This window comes from Glycomyces sp. TRM65418, from assembly GCF_019710475.1.
Classification (GTDB): domain Bacteria; phylum Actinomycetota; class Actinomycetes; order Mycobacteriales; family Micromonosporaceae; genus Glycomyces.
This window is the reverse complement of sequence record NZ_JAJFAX010000004.1, coordinates 327,084-342,432: the sequence shown is the minus strand read 5'-3', so window position 1 is coordinate 342,432 and position 15,349 is coordinate 327,084. Positions and strand designations below refer to the sequence as shown.

The window sequence follows — 15,349 nt, the reverse complement described above, 5'->3', positions numbered from 1 at the left end:
AGGTCAGGCGAGTTCTTGGCGGAGCTCGTTGAGCGTTCGGGTGAGCAGCCGGGAGACGTGCATCTGCGAGATGCCGATCTCCTCGGCGATCTGCGTCTGCGTCATGTCCCCGAAGTAGCGCAGAGCGAGGATCTTGCGCTCGCGCTCCGGCAGCTCCTGGATGAGCGGGGCGAGGGTCTCGTGGTTCTCGACGAATTCGAGCGCGGTGTCCTCGTCGCCCATGGTCTCGGCCAGCGAGAGGCGGTTCTCGTCCTCGAACGGCGGCTCGTCGAGCGAGACCGCCCGGTAGGCCTGGCGGGCCTCGAAGCCCTCCTGGACCTCGCGCACGGAGATCCCGAGGTGCTCGGCCAGCTCCTCCTCCGTCGGCGGACGGCCGAGGCTCTGGGAGAGTTCGGCGTTGGCCTGGTTGAGGGAGAGGCGCAGCTCCTGGAGCCGACGCGGGACCCGCATCGGCCAGGTGGTGTCGCGGAAGTGGCGGCGCACCTCCCCCATGACGGTCGGCACGGCGAAGGACAGGAAGTCCGCGCCCTTGCGGGGGTCGAACCGGTCGACCGCGTGGATGAGGCCGACCGAGGCGACCTGCACGAGGTCGTCCTTGGCGATGCCCTTGCCTGAGAACCGCTGCGCGATGTGCTCGGCCAACGGCAGGTATCCGGTGACGAGGCGGTCCCTGACCTCCGACCACCTGGGATCATCCTGGTCGAGCCGCTCGAGCTCCTCGAACAGGGGCTCTAGGTGGCCGTACTCGTCGGACTTGTTCCGGCGCTGCTGTCGTGTGTTGGTCATGAGGTTCTCGTCCTCCAGTCTCGGTTTTGGGGGGTGCCCTGGAGTCTTCAGCGATCCCGGCTGTGCACGGAGCCGGGGAACGCTGTCATGACGCCGCGGTCACGTCCGTCCATTCTGGTCACGAGTGCGATGTCCGCGAGAGACATCGTCGCTATGGAGTCGCGTAGGCTTCAACGTTTTCCTCAGCATACGAGAATGCCATCCGGATGTCACGGGCAGATCCCAGACGCAATTCTTAAACCTGATTGAGACGCGGATCACAGGTTTTCGATGACGTGAAATTCCGGGCAGCGGTCGGCAAATCAACCGTTGACACGATGCAATTCAGCACCTCTAGTACACTCTTACAACTTCCGTAACATGCGGTCCAGGCATGACGATCACGGTGGTCTCACCGGCGAATGAGCATTGGCGTATTCCGCGGAACGGCACCTGTAATTGCGTTCGTCGCTTCCCGTACAATGATTCGTAACTCAGGCGAACGCACCGTCGGCAATCGCGTACACCTCAGTACAGGTGACAGCAGCAGGCAGGAATGACGACCGGCACGGAACCGTGACGATCCCCCGCGGCCTCGGACCACGGGCTTCCGTCCCGGTCGAAGGAGGCGCGTGATGACCGCAGGGCCCGATTTCCGGGCCGACGAGCCGTTCCTCCACCTCACGCTGCACTATCGCGGCCCGCACGAGTACGTGGACGGGACGATGCCGTTCATCGAGGAAGGGCTCCGTGCCGACGAGCCCGTCGCGGTCGCCGTGCCCACACCGAATCTTCATCTGCTGCAGGACGTCCTGGGGGCTGCGGCCGAACGCGTGCACCTGGTCGACATGTGCGAGGCCGGTGCCAACCCGGGGCGCATCATCCCCGGCGTGCTGCGCGAGTTCGCCGACCAGTACCCCGACCGCCGCGTCCGGATCATCGGCGAGCCGGTCTGGCCGTCGCGCACCGCCGCCGAGTACCCCGCGTGCGCCCAGCACGAAGCGCTGATCAACCCCGCGTTCGCGGGCAGGGACGTCGCGATCATGTGCCCGTACGACGTCGCCGCGCTCAGCGGGCGGGCGATCGCCGATTCGCTGGCCGCGCATCCCGTCGTCATCGACCGATGGGGATGCCGCCGCAGCGACCACTTCGCCCCCGAGCGCCTGTTCGCCGAGTACAACCAGCCGCTCACGCCGCCGCCCAAGACCGCCATCGCGCGCGCCGTCGACCGCGCCACCATCGAGAACGCGCGCTGGTTCGTGACCGCGTTCGGACGCAAGACGGGCCTCGCCGCGAACCGGCTCATCGACCTCGAGATCGCCGTGACCGAACTGGTCACCAACAGCATCCGACACGGCGGGGGCAGCGCGATGCTCCACATCTGGACGGAGGCGGACCACCTGGTCTGCGACATCACCGACGCCGGCCACCTCGCCGACCCCCTCGCCGGACGCCTCCCCATCGACGACCCCGCAGGAGGCCACGGCCTCCTCCTGGTCAACCATGTCGTCGACCTGCTCCGCACCTACACCGGCCCGTACGGCACCACGATGCGGATCCACATAGCCCTCGACCCGCCCGACGGGCCTCCTCACGGGGGCTAGGTCCCGGATGACATGACGCGGCGGTCGCCGAGACCGGCAACGCGCTCGGCGCGCTGGTCTTCCGCGTGCCGGCGCCGGCGCCGGGGATCGCGATCGCCGCGGTTGGATCCGCCTTGTCCGCAGCGGTTCAAGGGGCGGCGGGCGCGAGCGAGGCGGCCAGTACGCCCGATCGCCATAGCACCGCCGTCGCGACGGCCGCCGGCGCCGCCAGGCCGAACACCGGGATCAGGCCCGGAACGAGGTAGTAAGCGCACCATAGGACGCCCACGCCCGTGCCGGCCATGGCCGCCGTCGCGGGGCGCGCCGCCGTCAGGATCAAAGCTCGGCGCAGCAGCGCCCAGGCGCCTTCGTCGAAATGCGACTGCAGCGGCCAGACCAGGACGGTGACCACCCCCAGCCAGACTCCCGCGACGGTGAGGCCGCCGGCGATCAGCGGCCCGAGGCCGCCGAGGTCGATGGCCGCCGTGACCCTCCGGTCCAGCACGAGCGTCGCCCAGCCGAGCACGAGCAGCACGCCGAGCCGGTTGGCGGCGGCGAACTCCCGACGCCACAGCTCACGGAACCCGGCCCGGAGGCCGGCCAGCGCGGGCTGCTCGTCCGGGTGCGCGATCGCGAACCGGGCGTCCTCGCGCAGCACGCCGTGCAGGGCGGCCGTCGCCGGGAAGACCCCGAGCAGCACGCCGCCGCGCAGGGTCCACGCCAGCCACAGCAGGTGCAGGCACAGCAGCCGCAGACCGAGCCTCCCCAGCCGCTGATACCAGTCCAGGAAGGCCTCCCTCATCCCTTCAACGCCCCGATCATGACGCCCTTTTCGAAGTAGCGCTGCAGGAAGGGATACAGCATGATCACCGGCAGCGTCGACACGACGATCACCCCGTACTTGATCTGGTCGGCGTACTGCTGGGCGTAGCTTCCGGCCCCGGCGCCACCGGCGCCGCCCGCGCCGCCCGAGAACGCCTGGTTCGAGATGAGGATGTCCCGCAGCACGATCTGCAGCGGCTGAATGCTGTAGTCGCGGACGAACACCAGGCCGGTGAAGAAGTCGTTCCAGTGCTGCACCAGGTAGTACAGTCCGATGACCGAGAGGATCGGCATGGACAGCGGCAGGGCGATCTTCAGGAAGAACTGGAAGTAGTTCGCTCCGTCGATGGAGGCGGCCTCGTGCAGGTCGTCGGGCAGCGAGTACTCGAAGAACGCCCGGGCGATGATCAGGTTGAACACGTTCACCGCTGACGGCAGGATGAACACGAGCCAGTTGTCCAGCAGGTTCAGGTCTCGCAGCAGCAGGTACATCGGGATGAGCCCACCGCTGAAGAACATGGTGAACGCGAAGAAGAACATCAGGACCCGGCGCGGCCGGAACTCCCTGCGAGAGAGGGCGAAGGCGGCGGGCATGGTCACCAGCAGGTTCAACGCGGTCCCGACGACCGCGTAGAGCAGCGTGTTCCGGTACCCGTTCCAGATCCGCGAATCGGCGAAGATCTGCTCGTACCCGAACCACGAGATGTCGCGGGGCGCCAGCCAGACCTGGCCGGTGGACACCATCGTCGGATCGCTGACCGAGGCGATCACCACGAAGTAGATCGGGTACACGGCCACGAGCAGGACCAGGCCGCAGCTGAGCGCTAGGACGAGTTTGAACACGAGGTCGCCGGGCGTGTTCCCCCGGAGGGCGGTGATCGGTCCGGTCATCGTGCTCACCACAGACTCGTGTTGGAGACGCGCTTGGCGATCTGGTTGGCGATCAGCAGGAACGCGAAGTTGATGAGGGTGTTGAACAGTCCGATCGCGGTGGCGTAGCTGAACTGGTTGGCGAGGATGCCGATCTTGTAGACATAGGTCGCGATCACTTCGGAGACTCCGAGGTTGAGGGGGTTCTGCATGAGGAAGATCTTCTCGAACCCGGTGTTGAGCACATTGCCCATGTTGAGGATGAGCAGCACGATCATCGTCGGCACGAGGGCGGGGACGTCCACGTGCCGGACGATGCTGAAGCGGCCGGCGCCGTCGATCCGCGCGGCCTCGTACAGCTGCGGATCCACTCGCGACAGCGCCGCCAGGTAGATGATGCTGTTCCACCCGGCGTGCTGCCACACGTCGGAGATCACGTAGACGGGCACGAAGGCGGCCTCGCTGCCGAGGAAGTTGGCCCCCTCCACCCCGAACAGGGCCGCGAACCGGGTGATCAGGCCCGAGGTCGGGGAGAGGAACACCTGCAGCATGCCGACGATCACCACGATCGAGATGAAGTGCGGCAGGTAGGTCGCGGTCTGGAGGAACTTCCTCCGCCGCCGCCCGACCACCTGGTTGATCATGAGCGCGAGCCCGATCGGGGCGGCGAAGCCGACGACGAGCGTGCTCACGCTGATCACGACGGTATTGCGAATCAGGGTCCAGAACTGCGGGCTCTCGAAGAACTGGTGGAAGTACTTCAGGCCGACCCAGTCACCGCCGGTGATGCCGGCCGTGAAGTCGAACTCCCGGAACGCCAATTGCAGGCCGTACATCGGCACGTAGGCGAACACCGCGACGAACGCGATCGCCGGGGCGACCATGACCCACAGCTGCCAGTACCTGCGGAAGTGCCGGGCCGGCCCGGCCCCGCCCCGCCGGCGGGCGCGCATGGCGCGCTCGCCGGCGGGGCGCACGGCGGTGGCGGCCGTCATCCGCGGCTCGCCAGGTAGTCGTCGTAGTAGCGCTGGTGGATCTCGACGGCCTCGGTCAGTCCGAGGCCCTCCAGCTCGGCCACGTAGGCATCCCATTCGGATTCCACGCCGCCCTCGGTGATCCAGACGGCCCACCGCTGCATCGCGGGCCCGAGCATGTCGGTGTGGAGCAGCGAGAGTCGGCTCGAGTCCTCCGCGTTCATCTTGATCAGCTCTCCCGGCCAGATGTCGGTGGCGGGATCGATGTTCGCGAGGGCGTCGGCGAGCGGCTCGGCGTCCTCCACCGCTTCCTGGATGTCGCTGGGCAGGGTGACCTCGATGTCCTCGCGGATCCATCCGGGACTGTTGTCGGCGAGGGTGGTCGTCCATTTCCAACTGGAGGGGTCCAGCGTGTCGTCCGACGGAGGCAGCACCGCGTACGAGTCGCCGCCGAGCTCTTCGATGTTCTGCCCGAACTCGCCCCAGAGGGCCTGCAGGGAGAGGTCCTGGTCGTAGAAGGCGTCGATCACCGCCAGCGCGGCCTCCTTCTTGTCGCTCTGGGCGGACATGGTGATCGTGTTCAGGCCGAAGTTGAGCGAGTAGGAGTCGTACGACCAGGCCAGGTCGCCGGGGTCCACGCCGTCGTCCCCTAGCAGCGGGGACGTGGAGACGTATTGGCCGGCCAGCTGCGGACCGAACCGGTCCGAGGCCGTCCAACCCCAGGAGAAGCCGACCTTCGCCACGTCGCCCTCGCCGCGGCCCACGGACTGGTACGTCGAGTAGTCCTGGGTCATGACCTCCTGGCTGACCAGGCCGTCGGCGTACAGCTCGTGCAGGAACGACACGAGTTCGCGATAGCGGGGGTCGACGAGGAAGTTCCCCACCTGCCCGTCCTCCACGAAGTATCCGGAGCCGCCGCCGTTGGTGATCGGCAGTCCGAGGCCGCCGAGGAGCATCGTCGGCGCGAAGTACCCGAAGCCCGCCTCTCCGGCAGGCGCCCAGTCGATCGGGATCTCATCGTCGGGATCGCCGTTGCCGTTGGCGTCTTCGTTCTTGAAGGCGAGCAGCACCTCGTGCAGCTCCTGCCAGGTCGTGGGCTGCTCCAGGCCGAGGTTGTCGAGCCACTGCTGGTTGAGGTATTGGCGGGTGGCGGTCTGCGGCCAGTACCGGCGGTACGAGGGAAGGGAGTAGATCTGGCCCTCGGGGCGGGTGGCCATCAGCTCGGTCTCGGGCACCGCCTCGAACATCGCCGCCACATTCGGCAGCGCCTCCAAGTCGTCGCTCAGGTCCTCGAACAGGCCGTTGAAGGTGACCATGTCGGAGTCGGTGACGGCGTTCGCTCCTATCACCAGGTCGGGGATGTCGCCGGCGGCGAGCATCGTGGACTTCTTCTGGTCCCAGTCGGCCGAGACCTCCTCCCACTCGACTTCGATGCCGGCGGCCTTCTCGATCTCGGCGACCCAGCCCATGTCCGCCATCGGCCCGGTGAGCGGGTGTTTGACGACGAGGATCTGGAGCGCGTCGCTGTCCCTGCCGCCGTTCCCGCCGCAGGCGCTGAGCAGCAGCGCCGCCGAGGCGAGTCCGGCGAGGGCCGCGACCCCTCGGCGTTTCGAAATGGGGTTCAAGACTCCTCCTTGAGTCGGGGTTCGGGGCGGCTCAGATCGTTCGGCGGAGCCGGCGCGAGGGGTGGGGGCGCGTCGTCTCCTTGAGGCGGGTTCTGAGCGTCACACGACCTTAAGCACGTACTTCAGCGTTGTCAATAGGAAGACAAAGCGGGATGTGATCGTGCGCCTCGAGGGCCCGTGCCCATCGAGGCGGTTCCATCCATGACGGCGGGAACGGCGGTCAGCGAGCCACGCCCGAGGACGCCCGGGGAATCAGATGGGCGCGGGCCCGGTACTCCTGAGGCGTGTCGGCGCCGCCGCCCAGGCGATCGATCAGCATCCGCACGGCCGCGTCGACCATCGCCTCGTGCTCGGGGCTGACCGTCGTCAGCGGAGGCACCGTGAATTCGGCCTCGTCGGTGTCGTCGAAGCCGGTCAAGGCCGCGTCCTCGGGAATGCGCACCCCGTGGGCGCGCAGGGCGCGCAGCGCGCCGACCGCCACGGCGTCGTTGACGCCCATCACCGCATCGAACTCGGCGCCCGCGGCCAGCAGGCCGGTCATCGCCTCGTAGCCGGAGGCGCGCCGGTCCCAGTCCGAGCCGGCCACCATCAACGTCGGATCCGGTTCGAGCCCGAACTCGTCGAGCGCTTCGAGGAAGCCGTCGAAGCGGTCACCGTCCGGACGACCGCTCGGGGTCGCGTTCCACACCAAGGCGAGCCGTCGTCGACCGGTGTCCAACAAGTGGCGGGTGACGGCCTTGAATCCTTCGCGCTGACCCATGACCACGGTGTCGAGCAGACCGGTCGGCAGGCCGCCGAACTGCACCACGGGACGGTCCGGCGTCTTGCCCTCGAGCAGTTCGGCATCGAGGTGGTGCGGGCAGATGATCACCCCGTCCGCGTCCGCGGTGGTGTCCCCCAGCGCGGCCTCCCGCTCGGCGTCGCGGTCCGAGGCGATCCGCAGGGTAGTGGTGAGCCCCTCCGCCGCCAGCGCCAGGATCAACCGCTCGGCGGTCTCGGCGTAGTAGGGCTGGTGGAGGTTGGGGACGACCACCGCGATCCGCCCGCTGCCGCCGCCGGCCAGCGCCCGGCCGGCCCGGTTCACCCGGTATCCGACGGCGGCGACCGCCTGCAGGACCCGTTCCCGGGTCGCCTCGCTCGCATACGGGCGGTCGCGGAGTACGTTCGAGACCGTCTTCGGCGAGACTCGGGCCACGGCGGCGACGTCCTCCAACGTCGGGCGCTTCATCGCCCGCCCGCCGCCGATGTCGACTCGCGCCGCACCAATGCGACCGGGGCCGCGATCGCCCGGGGGTCCCGGTCGTCTCCGCCGAGCCGCGACGCCACGAGGTCTACGGCGTCGCGCGCCAACGAGCGCAGATCCGGGGCGATGGTGGTCAACGACGGCGTGCTGAACCGGCCGTCGTCCAGATCGCCGTAACCGATCAACGCCACACGGCCCGGCACCTCCACCCCGGCGGCGTGCAGGCCCGCCAGCGCCCCGAGGGCGATCTCATCGGTGCCGCAGATCATGGCGTCGACCCCCGGTTGTTCGACCAAGGCGCGTTGCGCCGCTTTGTATCCGGCGGCGCGACCCACCTCGCCCGATTCGGGGTCGACACGGGAGACCGCCCCGGCCCGCTCGAGTTCGGCCAGCGGCCCGGGCCCGATCCTCACGGCGCGGTCGCGCCCCATCACGCGCAGATGCCGCAGTGCCAGGTCTGCGGCCTGGTCGAGATCGGCGTACACCGCGTCCGTACCGGCGGCCGGGGCGGCGGGGAGTCGCCGCGTGACGTTCACGCGGACCACGGGCCCACCATCGGCGGCCACCGCGGCGGGCGATTCGGGCGCGTCCACCATCAGCAGCGCGTCGAAGGCGTGCCCGCGCTGCGCCATCACCGAGGCGAGTTGCGCGGCGTCGTCGTGCGTCGGCTCCACGGCGGCGTGGAGCCCGTGCCGGTCGAGTTCCGTCACCAGGCGCTCCACCACGGCGGCGAGCAGGGGGCGACGCAGCTCCGCCACCGCGATGCCGATGACGCCGGTGCGGCCGGTGCGCAGGGCGCGCGCCGAGGCGTTCGGCCTCCATTCGAGATCGGCGATCGCGGCCCACACCAGGGCGCTGGTCTCCGGACGGATGTGCGGTTGTTCGTTGACCACACGAGAGACCGTCTTCACCGAGACGCCGGCGCGCTCGGCGACCTCCCGCATCGTCACTCGCATAGCGTCCAGATTAGCCCGCAGCCTCGTGCGGTCCCCGACTGTGGCTCCCGGCGCTCGGCATCCGCTCCCGTCTCGAGCGGCGCGTTCGCGCGACGTCGGAACGCACGCCGGCCGCGCCGGCACCGCCACGTCCGACACGGTCTCCCGCCGCGGCCGGTCATGCGGCGAGGCGGCGACCGCCTCGACGAGCCCTCGGGTTGTCGAACGGCTCCGTCGGGGTCTCCGGCGGCATGCCCTCCATCGCCGCCGAGTGCGGCACGGGGCGCAAAAAGGGCCCTGTCACCAGGGCCTTCCGTCAGTGCGCGAGGGGGGACTCGAACCCCCACGTCCGAAGACACAGGAACCTAAATCCTGCGCGTCTGCCAGTTCCGCCACTCGCGCGAAGCGGGAGTGGCGGGGTGCTGCGATCGCGTCGCCACTCGTGCGAATCGGGGGGCCGAAGCCGCCTGCCGCTCGCCGTCCGTCGTGCCGGTTCGTCCGGCCGATGGGCAGCAACTAGTGTGTCACACGCCCACGGGTTCCCGTAGGCTGGTGCGGATGAGTCGCCCTGACAAGCGCGCCGCCGACGAGCTGCGCCCCGTGAAGTTCACCCGATCCTGGACCGACCACCCCGAAGGCTCGGTCCTCGTCGAATTCGGCCGTACCCGTGTGCTCTGCACCGCCTCCGTCACGCCCGGCGTGCCGCGCTGGCGCCGCGGCTCCGGCGAAGGCTGGGTCACCGCCGAGTACTCGATGCTGCCCCGCTCCACGCATTCGCGCAGCGACCGCGAGTCCATCCGCGGGAAGATCGGCGGCCGGACCCACGAGATCTCACGGCTGATCGGCCGTTCCCTGCGGGCCTGCGTCGACTTCAAGGCCCTCGGCGAGAACACCGTCACGCTCGACTGCGACGTGCTCCAGGCCGACGGCGGGACGCGCACCGCGGCCATCACCGGCGCCTACATCGCGCTCCACGACGCCGTGCACTGGCTGAAGGACCAGAAGCTCGCCCGCAAGCCCGACAAGATCCTGACCACCTCGGTGTCCGCGATCAGCGTCGGCATCGTCAACGGCGTCCCCGTGCTCGACCTCCCCTATGAAGAGGACGTCGCCGCCTCCGTGGACATGAACGTGGTCTGCACCGGCGAAGGCGACTTCGTCGAGGTGCAGGGCACCGGTGAAGAGGCCGTCTTCAGCCGCACCGAGCTCGACTCGCTCCTCGACCTGGCGCTCAAGGGCTGCAAGGAACTCTCCTTCCTCCAGGCCAAGACCCTCATCGCCTCATGAGAATGCTCCTCGCGACCCGCAATCAGGGGAAGGTCCGGGAACTGCGGCAGATCCTCGCCTCCGCGGCGCCGCATGTCGAACTGGTCGGCTTGGACGCCGTCGCCGAGTATCCGGAGACCCCGGAGACCGCATCGACGTTCGCCGGGAACGCCCTGCTGAAAGCCCACGACGGCGTCGAGCGCACGGGGCTGGCGACCATCGCCGACGACTCCGGGCTCGCCGTCGACGCCTTGAACGGGATGCCCGGTGTGCTCTCCGCCCGCTGGGCCGGGCGTGCGAAGGACGACGCGGCGAACAACGCCCTGCTGCTCGACCAGCTCGCCGACGTTCCCGACGACCGACGCGGCGCCAAGTTCGTGTGCGCCGCCGCGATCGTCTGGCCCGACGGCCGCGAACTCGTCGTCCACGGCGAGATGCACGGCCGCATCGGCCGCGAACCCAAGGGCGACCAGGGCTTCGGCTACGACCCGCTGTTCACCCCGGACGGGTTCGACCGCACCAGCGCTGAACTGAGCCCCGATGAGAAGAACGCGATCTCGCACCGGGGCAAGGCGTTCCGGGAGCTGGCGGGCAAGATCTGACGCAGAGGCGGTCCGGGAGGGCCGCCTCTGGTCATGCGCCCGCGCGGGCCCGCAGCAGGTCCAGGGCCTTGTCCGCGTGCGCGTTCATGTTCAGTTCGCTCTTGATCGCGCCGAGGACCTCCCGGCCCTCGCCGATGACGAAGGTCTTGCGCTTGGTCGACACGATCCCCAGCCTGCGCCGCGCCCCGAAGGCCTCGGCGACCGCGCCGTCCGGATCGGACAGGAGCGGGTACCCCAGGGAGTGCTCGGCGGCGAAGGCGGCCTGGCGGTCCACCGTGTCGCGGGAGATCCCGACCGGGGTCGCCCCGAGGACTTGGAACTCGGCGGCGAGGTCGCGGAAGTGGCAGGCCTCGGCGGTGCAGCCGGCCGACATCGCGAGCGGATAGAAGAACAGCACGACCGGCCCGGATTCGAGGAGCCCGTCGAGGCTCCTGGGCCGGCCGGTCTCGTCGTGGAGGGTGAAGGCGGGTGCGGTGTCTCCGGTGTCCATCGCGCGAGTCTATCCGCGGCCCCGGTTCGCGGGCCCGATCGCGGCGGACGGGCGTTTACCACCGTGCGGCCGTTGCATCTCCGGCGATAATATAGATACACTCGAATATCACGATATCGTTGGCAGCAGTCCGCAAGAACGCGCGCTGGCCTTGTAGAAGGCCAGGTTGGGAGCGCTCCAAGTCCGGCAGAGGAGCTCATCCATGTCCACCATCGCCACGTCGGCGCTCGGCGGCAGACGCCGTCGTATCGCCGCCGTCATGTCGCTGGTCCTGGCGGCGGTAACCGCCATGACCATCACTGCGCTGTTCAGCAGCGACGAGGCAGAGGCCCACGGCGCCACGGTGTTCCCGGGGTCCCGCCAGTACTTCTGCTATTTCGACGCGCTCACGCAGAACGGCGCGCTCGACCCGTACAACGAGGCCTGCCAGGCCGCGTTCGACGAGGCCGGCCCGACCCCGTTCTACAACTGGTTCGGGAACCTCGACTCGAACGGCGCGGGCAAGACCGTCGGTTACATCCCCGACGGACGGCTCTGCGACGGCAACGGCAAGGGCCCGTACAACTTCGAACCGTTCAACGACCCGGGCAACTGGCCCCGGACCCACGTGACCGCCGGCGCCACCGTCGAATGGCGCTACAACAACTGGGCCCACCACCCGGGCAAGTTCGACCTGTACATCACCAAGAACGGCTGGGACCCGTCGCAGCCGATCGGCTGGGACGACATCGAGAAGTTCCAGACCATCTCCAACCCGGCCTCCAACGGCGGCGCGGGCACCAACGAGCACTACTACTACGCCAACATGACCCTCCCGCAGAAGTCGGGATACCACATGATCTTCACCCACTGGGTGCGCTCGGACTCGACCGAGAACTTCTACGCGTGCTCGGACGTCGTCTTCGACGGCGGCAACGGCGAGGTCACCGGCATCCGCCCCGGAGCCCAGCTCCCCGGCAACGACGGCAGCGTGACCAACCCGCCCACCGACGAGCCGACCACCGACGAGCCGACCGACGGACCGACCGGCAACCCCACGGGCGCCTGCTCCGCCACGGCGACGGTCACCTCGTGGAACGGCGGCGCGACGGTGAACATCACGGTCAAGAACACCGGGACCGACCCGGTCAGCGACTGGATGATCCACTGGATGTGGCCCCCGAACTCGGGGATCACCGTCAGGGACAGCTGGAGCTCGACGATCTCCACGATGGGCGACATGCAGATGGCGAGCCCGGCCGGCTGGAACGGCACGATCAGCGCCAACGGCTCGGTGAGCTTCGGCTTCAACGTCACCGGCACCCTGACGACGATGCCCGCGATGGACTGCATCCCGGGCTGACGAACCGGTGATCCGCGATAAATCACCGCTTCGGCTCCTCCCCTCGGAGCCTGCTGGAATACTGTCTTCCAGCAGGTCTTCCGGGGGGAGGAGCCATGTCAGGATCCGGAGCGCCGGCCGCCGAGGCCGGGCCCGAGCCGATGACGGCGTCCACACGGGCCGGCGTCGTCGTCCAGGCCTTCATCGCCGACAACGTCGAGGCGCTCAACCGGGCGATCAGCGCCCTCGAACGGAACGCCCCCGGTTCGGCCGGACAGGTCCGCGTCACCATCCACCGGCTGCGCACCGTCATCCGCGGCTACCGGCGCCTGTTCGCCGAGACCCCGTACGGCGGCGAGCGACTCGACCGGCTCCTGGAGCGGCTCAAGCACACCGAGGACCTCGAGAAGCTCCGGCTCCACTTCGCCGAGCGCTTCGCCCAGCTCGGCCTCACCACCCGTGAGCAGCCGCGATGGTTCAGGGCCCTCGAAGACGAGCGGCACGCCTCGTACCTGCAGATCCACGGCCTCGCCTCGCAGACCTGGGTCGCGGCCCTGCTCTCGCACGTCCGGCTGTTCGCCGAGCACGCCCGCTTCACACGCGAGGGCGGCAAGCCCGCGTCCTCCCTCATGGGGACCCTCTCCGAGGCGAAGACGCACCTGATCGACACCTACGCGAAGCAGCGCCGCGCCGCCGATCCGGCGTCGGCCCGGGACGCGACCCGCGTCGCCGCCCGCGACCTGCATTATCTGGCGGAGGCGGTCGCGCCCGCGCTGGGGCGCGCGGCCGAGGACGTCCTCGAACCGGCGACCGCCCTGGAGTATCTGCTGGACCGGCACCGCCAGACGGCGATCGCCCGCAACCGGCTCCTGCGCCTGCCCGGCGCCGACCGGGCCGACCGGCTCACCGCGGAGCTGGCCGAGCTGGAGCAGGAGGAGCTGCGCCGGCTCGAGGAGGCGATCGACCGGGCGGCGACGGCGATGCGCGACCGCTGGCGCTGAACCCGCGCCGCTCCGTCAGCGAGCGGAGCGGCGGTCACGGCCGGGCGATGCGTCGCCTCAATAGGAGCGTTATCACCACAGCGTGCGGCGCCGTCCTCTACGCCCCTCGGCGCGAAGCTCGAAGTCGACGATGCGTAGACCGGCGCACGACGGAAGGCCCGGGGCGTGCGCCCCGGGCCTTCCGTCGTCTCAGCCCCGCAGCACCGACGCCAGGTTGTCCAGTCCGATCGGGCCGAGGTTGAGCGCCCGGGTGTGCCAGGCCTTCAGGTCGAAGTCCGGCCCGGCGGCGGCCCTGGCCTCGTCGCGGGCGGCGATCCAGGCACGCTCACCGAGCTTGTAGCAGATCGCCTGCGCCGGCCATCCGGCGTAGCGGACGATCTCCGGGTGCGCCCGGTGCCCGGCGATGCGGCCGCGCTCGCGCAGGACCTCAAGGGCCACATCGAAGTTCCAGCGGTCGCCGTGCCGCTCGGCCTCGAGGGCCGGAAGCGGCAGGTCAAGGTGCCAGCCGATGTCGATGACGACGCGGGCGGCGCGCAGCGCCGAGCCCTTGAGCATCCCCAGGCGCGTGCCCGGGTCGGTGAACCAGCCCAGCTCGTCCGAGAGCCGCTCGGCGTACAGCGCCCAGCCCTCGGCGTGGCCCGAGACGGAACCGGAGGCCTTCGCGAAGCGCGACAGGGCGTCCCCGGCGACCTTCGTCTGCCCGATCTGGAGGTGGTGGCCCGGCACGCCCTCGTGGAAGACCGTGGTCAGCTCGCCCCACACGGCGAACCGCTCGCGCTCGGCCACGGGCCACCAGGTACGCCCCGGTCGCGAGAGGTCCTCGCTCGGGCCGGTGTAGTACGCCGACCCGGCCGAGGAGCCGTGCACGAGCTCGACGTCGAGGTTCATCAGCCGCGGGTCGATGTCGAAGTGGACGCCGTCGAGAGCCGCCAGCGCGCCTTCGTGCTTCTCGCGCAGCCACGCCAGGTACGCCTCGTGGTCGTCGAGGACCTGGGTCGCGTCCAGGTGGGCGATGACCTCACCGAGCCCGGCCCCGGGGAGGATCTGCTCGGCCTCGGCCGCCATCTCGTCCTCGATGCGGTGCAGTTCGTCCCAGGCCCAGTCGTAGGCCTCGCGGGGGTCGAGGCTCGCGCCCAGGGTGGCCCGGGCGTGCAGCAGGTAGCGCTCTTCGCCGACGCCGTCGTCGGGGTCGGCGTGCGGCGCGTAGGTCTGCTCGAGGTATTCGGCGGCGGCGCTGAACGCGGCGTACGCGGCTTCGGCGGCCTCCTTCAGGTCGCGGGCCTGGGGGCCGTCGCCGTAGGCGTCGACGTGCTTGTCGAACACGCGCGCGTCGGCGTTGCGGCGGGCCTGCCTGGCGCCTTCGACGACCTGCCGGAGCGCCACCGTGGTGCGGGCTTCGATGCCGGCGTTCATGGTCTGGCGCCAGGTCGCGAACATCTCGGGGACGGCGCGCATCCGGGCGGCGACGTTGCGCCAGTCGCCTTCGGTCCTGCGCGGCGCGAGATCTACATAGGAGCAGAGGGTCTGGATGAACCCGTAGGGCACGCGCAGGGCCCGGCGCCATTCGCCCGCGTCGTGCAGGGCGAGGTCGGCCTCCAGCCGCTCGGCCATGTGGAGGCGGGCGAGGTCGTCGGCGGGCCCGGTGGACTCGAGGGCGTTGAGCCTGGCCAGGGTGTCGCGGCGCAGCCGGGCGCGCTCGGCGACCGCCTCGGGGCCGAGGTCCGAGGCGACCCCGAAGTCGCCCTTGATGCCCGCCATGCCGGCGAACATGGGATCGAGCCGCGCGTACGCGGTGATGTACTCGTCGGCGAGCGCGAAGATCGGTGAGGTCATGGCCGCCAGCTTACCGCGC

The 15,349-nt window shown here is 69.7% G+C and carries 14 protein-coding genes and 1 tRNA gene; 5 read left to right on the top strand and 10 right to left on the bottom strand.

Annotated features, from left to right (window positions below):
- Positions 1 to 3 precede the first annotated feature (3 nt).
- Positions 4 to 786 (bottom strand): SigB/SigF/SigG family RNA polymerase sigma factor, encoded by a 783-nt coding sequence (locus tag K3N28_RS11905; protein ID WP_228092745.1) that lies wholly within the window; start codon positions 784 to 786, stop codon positions 4 to 6.
- Positions 787 to 1,400: 614 nt separating this feature from the next.
- On the opposite strand from K3N28_RS11905, the gene K3N28_RS11900 reads away from it, so the two are divergent.
- Entirely contained in the window at positions 1,401 to 2,369 is a 969-nt protein-coding gene (locus tag K3N28_RS11900) for a sensor histidine kinase (protein WP_228092744.1), read from the top strand.
- A gap of 127 nt (positions 2,370 to 2,496) precedes the next feature.
- On the opposite strand, the gene K3N28_RS11895 is transcribed toward K3N28_RS11900, so the two are convergent.
- From K3N28_RS11895 to K3N28_RS11865, 7 genes are all read right to left on the bottom strand, one after another.
- Complete coding sequence (locus K3N28_RS11895; RefSeq protein WP_228092743.1) at positions 2,497 to 3,150, bottom strand: YesL family protein; 654 nt, start codon at positions 3,148 to 3,150, stop codon at positions 2,497 to 2,499.
- On the bottom strand, positions 3,147 to 4,061 hold the full coding sequence (locus K3N28_RS11890) for a carbohydrate ABC transporter permease (RefSeq protein ID WP_228092742.1): 915 nt from the start codon (positions 4,059 to 4,061) through the stop codon (positions 3,147 to 3,149). Before K3N28_RS11890 ends, K3N28_RS11895 begins: the two co-directional genes overlap by 4 nt.
- A gap of 5 nt (positions 4,062 to 4,066) precedes the next feature.
- The gene (locus tag K3N28_RS11885) at positions 4,067 to 4,993 is read right to left on the bottom strand and encodes an ABC transporter permease (RefSeq protein ID WP_374209756.1); all 927 of its coding nucleotides are present in this window, start codon (positions 4,991 to 4,993) and stop codon (positions 4,067 to 4,069) included.
- Between the two features lie 38 nt (positions 4,994 to 5,031).
- Complete coding sequence (locus K3N28_RS11880; RefSeq protein ID WP_228092740.1) at positions 5,032 to 6,639, bottom strand: extracellular solute-binding protein; 1,608 nt, start codon at positions 6,637 to 6,639, stop codon at positions 5,032 to 5,034.
- Positions 6,640 to 6,859: 220 nt separating this feature from the next.
- Positions 6,860 to 7,867, bottom strand: a complete 1,008-nt coding sequence (locus K3N28_RS11875) for a LacI family DNA-binding transcriptional regulator (protein ID WP_228092739.1) — start codon at positions 7,865 to 7,867, stop codon at positions 6,860 to 6,862.
- Positions 7,864 to 8,838, bottom strand: a complete 975-nt coding sequence (locus K3N28_RS11870; RefSeq protein WP_228092738.1) for a LacI family DNA-binding transcriptional regulator — start codon at positions 8,836 to 8,838, stop codon at positions 7,864 to 7,866. The genes K3N28_RS11875 and K3N28_RS11870 overlap by 4 nt, the downstream gene beginning before the upstream one ends.
- A 299-nt stretch (positions 8,839 to 9,137) precedes the next feature.
- Positions 9,138 to 9,219, bottom strand: a tRNA-Leu gene (locus tag K3N28_RS11865).
- A gap of 156 nt (positions 9,220 to 9,375) precedes the next feature.
- Between K3N28_RS11865 and rph the strand changes: the two genes are divergently transcribed.
- Complete coding sequence (rph, locus tag K3N28_RS11860) at positions 9,376 to 10,104, top strand: ribonuclease PH (RefSeq protein WP_228092737.1); 729 nt, start codon at positions 9,376 to 9,378, stop codon at positions 10,102 to 10,104.
- Entirely contained in the window at positions 10,101 to 10,685 is a 585-nt protein-coding gene (gene rdgB, locus K3N28_RS11855; RefSeq protein ID WP_228092736.1) for an RdgB/HAM1 family non-canonical purine NTP pyrophosphatase, read from the top strand. The genes rph and rdgB overlap by 4 nt, the downstream gene beginning before the upstream one ends.
- Before the next feature lie 31 nt (positions 10,686 to 10,716).
- On the opposite strand, the gene K3N28_RS11850 is transcribed toward rdgB, so the two are convergent.
- Complete coding sequence (locus tag K3N28_RS11850) at positions 10,717 to 11,175, bottom strand: peroxiredoxin (RefSeq protein ID WP_228092735.1); 459 nt, start codon at positions 11,173 to 11,175, stop codon at positions 10,717 to 10,719.
- Between the two features lie 202 nt (positions 11,176 to 11,377).
- Here K3N28_RS11850 and K3N28_RS11845 point away from each other — a divergent pair, with 202 nt between their 5' ends.
- Both K3N28_RS11845 and K3N28_RS11840 read left to right on the top strand, forming a co-directional pair.
- On the top strand, positions 11,378 to 12,517 hold the full coding sequence (locus tag K3N28_RS11845; protein WP_228092734.1) for a lytic polysaccharide monooxygenase: 1,140 nt from the start codon (positions 11,378 to 11,380) through the stop codon (positions 12,515 to 12,517).
- Positions 12,518 to 12,612: 95 nt separating this feature from the next.
- Positions 12,613 to 13,497 carry a CHAD domain-containing protein gene (locus K3N28_RS11840; protein WP_228092733.1) on the top strand — a complete coding sequence of 295 codons (885 nt, stop codon included), beginning with the start codon at positions 12,613 to 12,615 and terminating at the stop codon, positions 13,495 to 13,497.
- Positions 13,498 to 13,686: 189 nt separating this feature from the next.
- On the opposite strand, the gene K3N28_RS11835 is transcribed toward K3N28_RS11840, so the two are convergent.
- Entirely contained in the window at positions 13,687 to 15,330 is a 1,644-nt protein-coding gene (locus K3N28_RS11835) for a DUF885 domain-containing protein (protein ID WP_228092732.1), read from the bottom strand.
- Between the last annotated feature and the right edge of the window lie 19 nt (positions 15,331 to 15,349).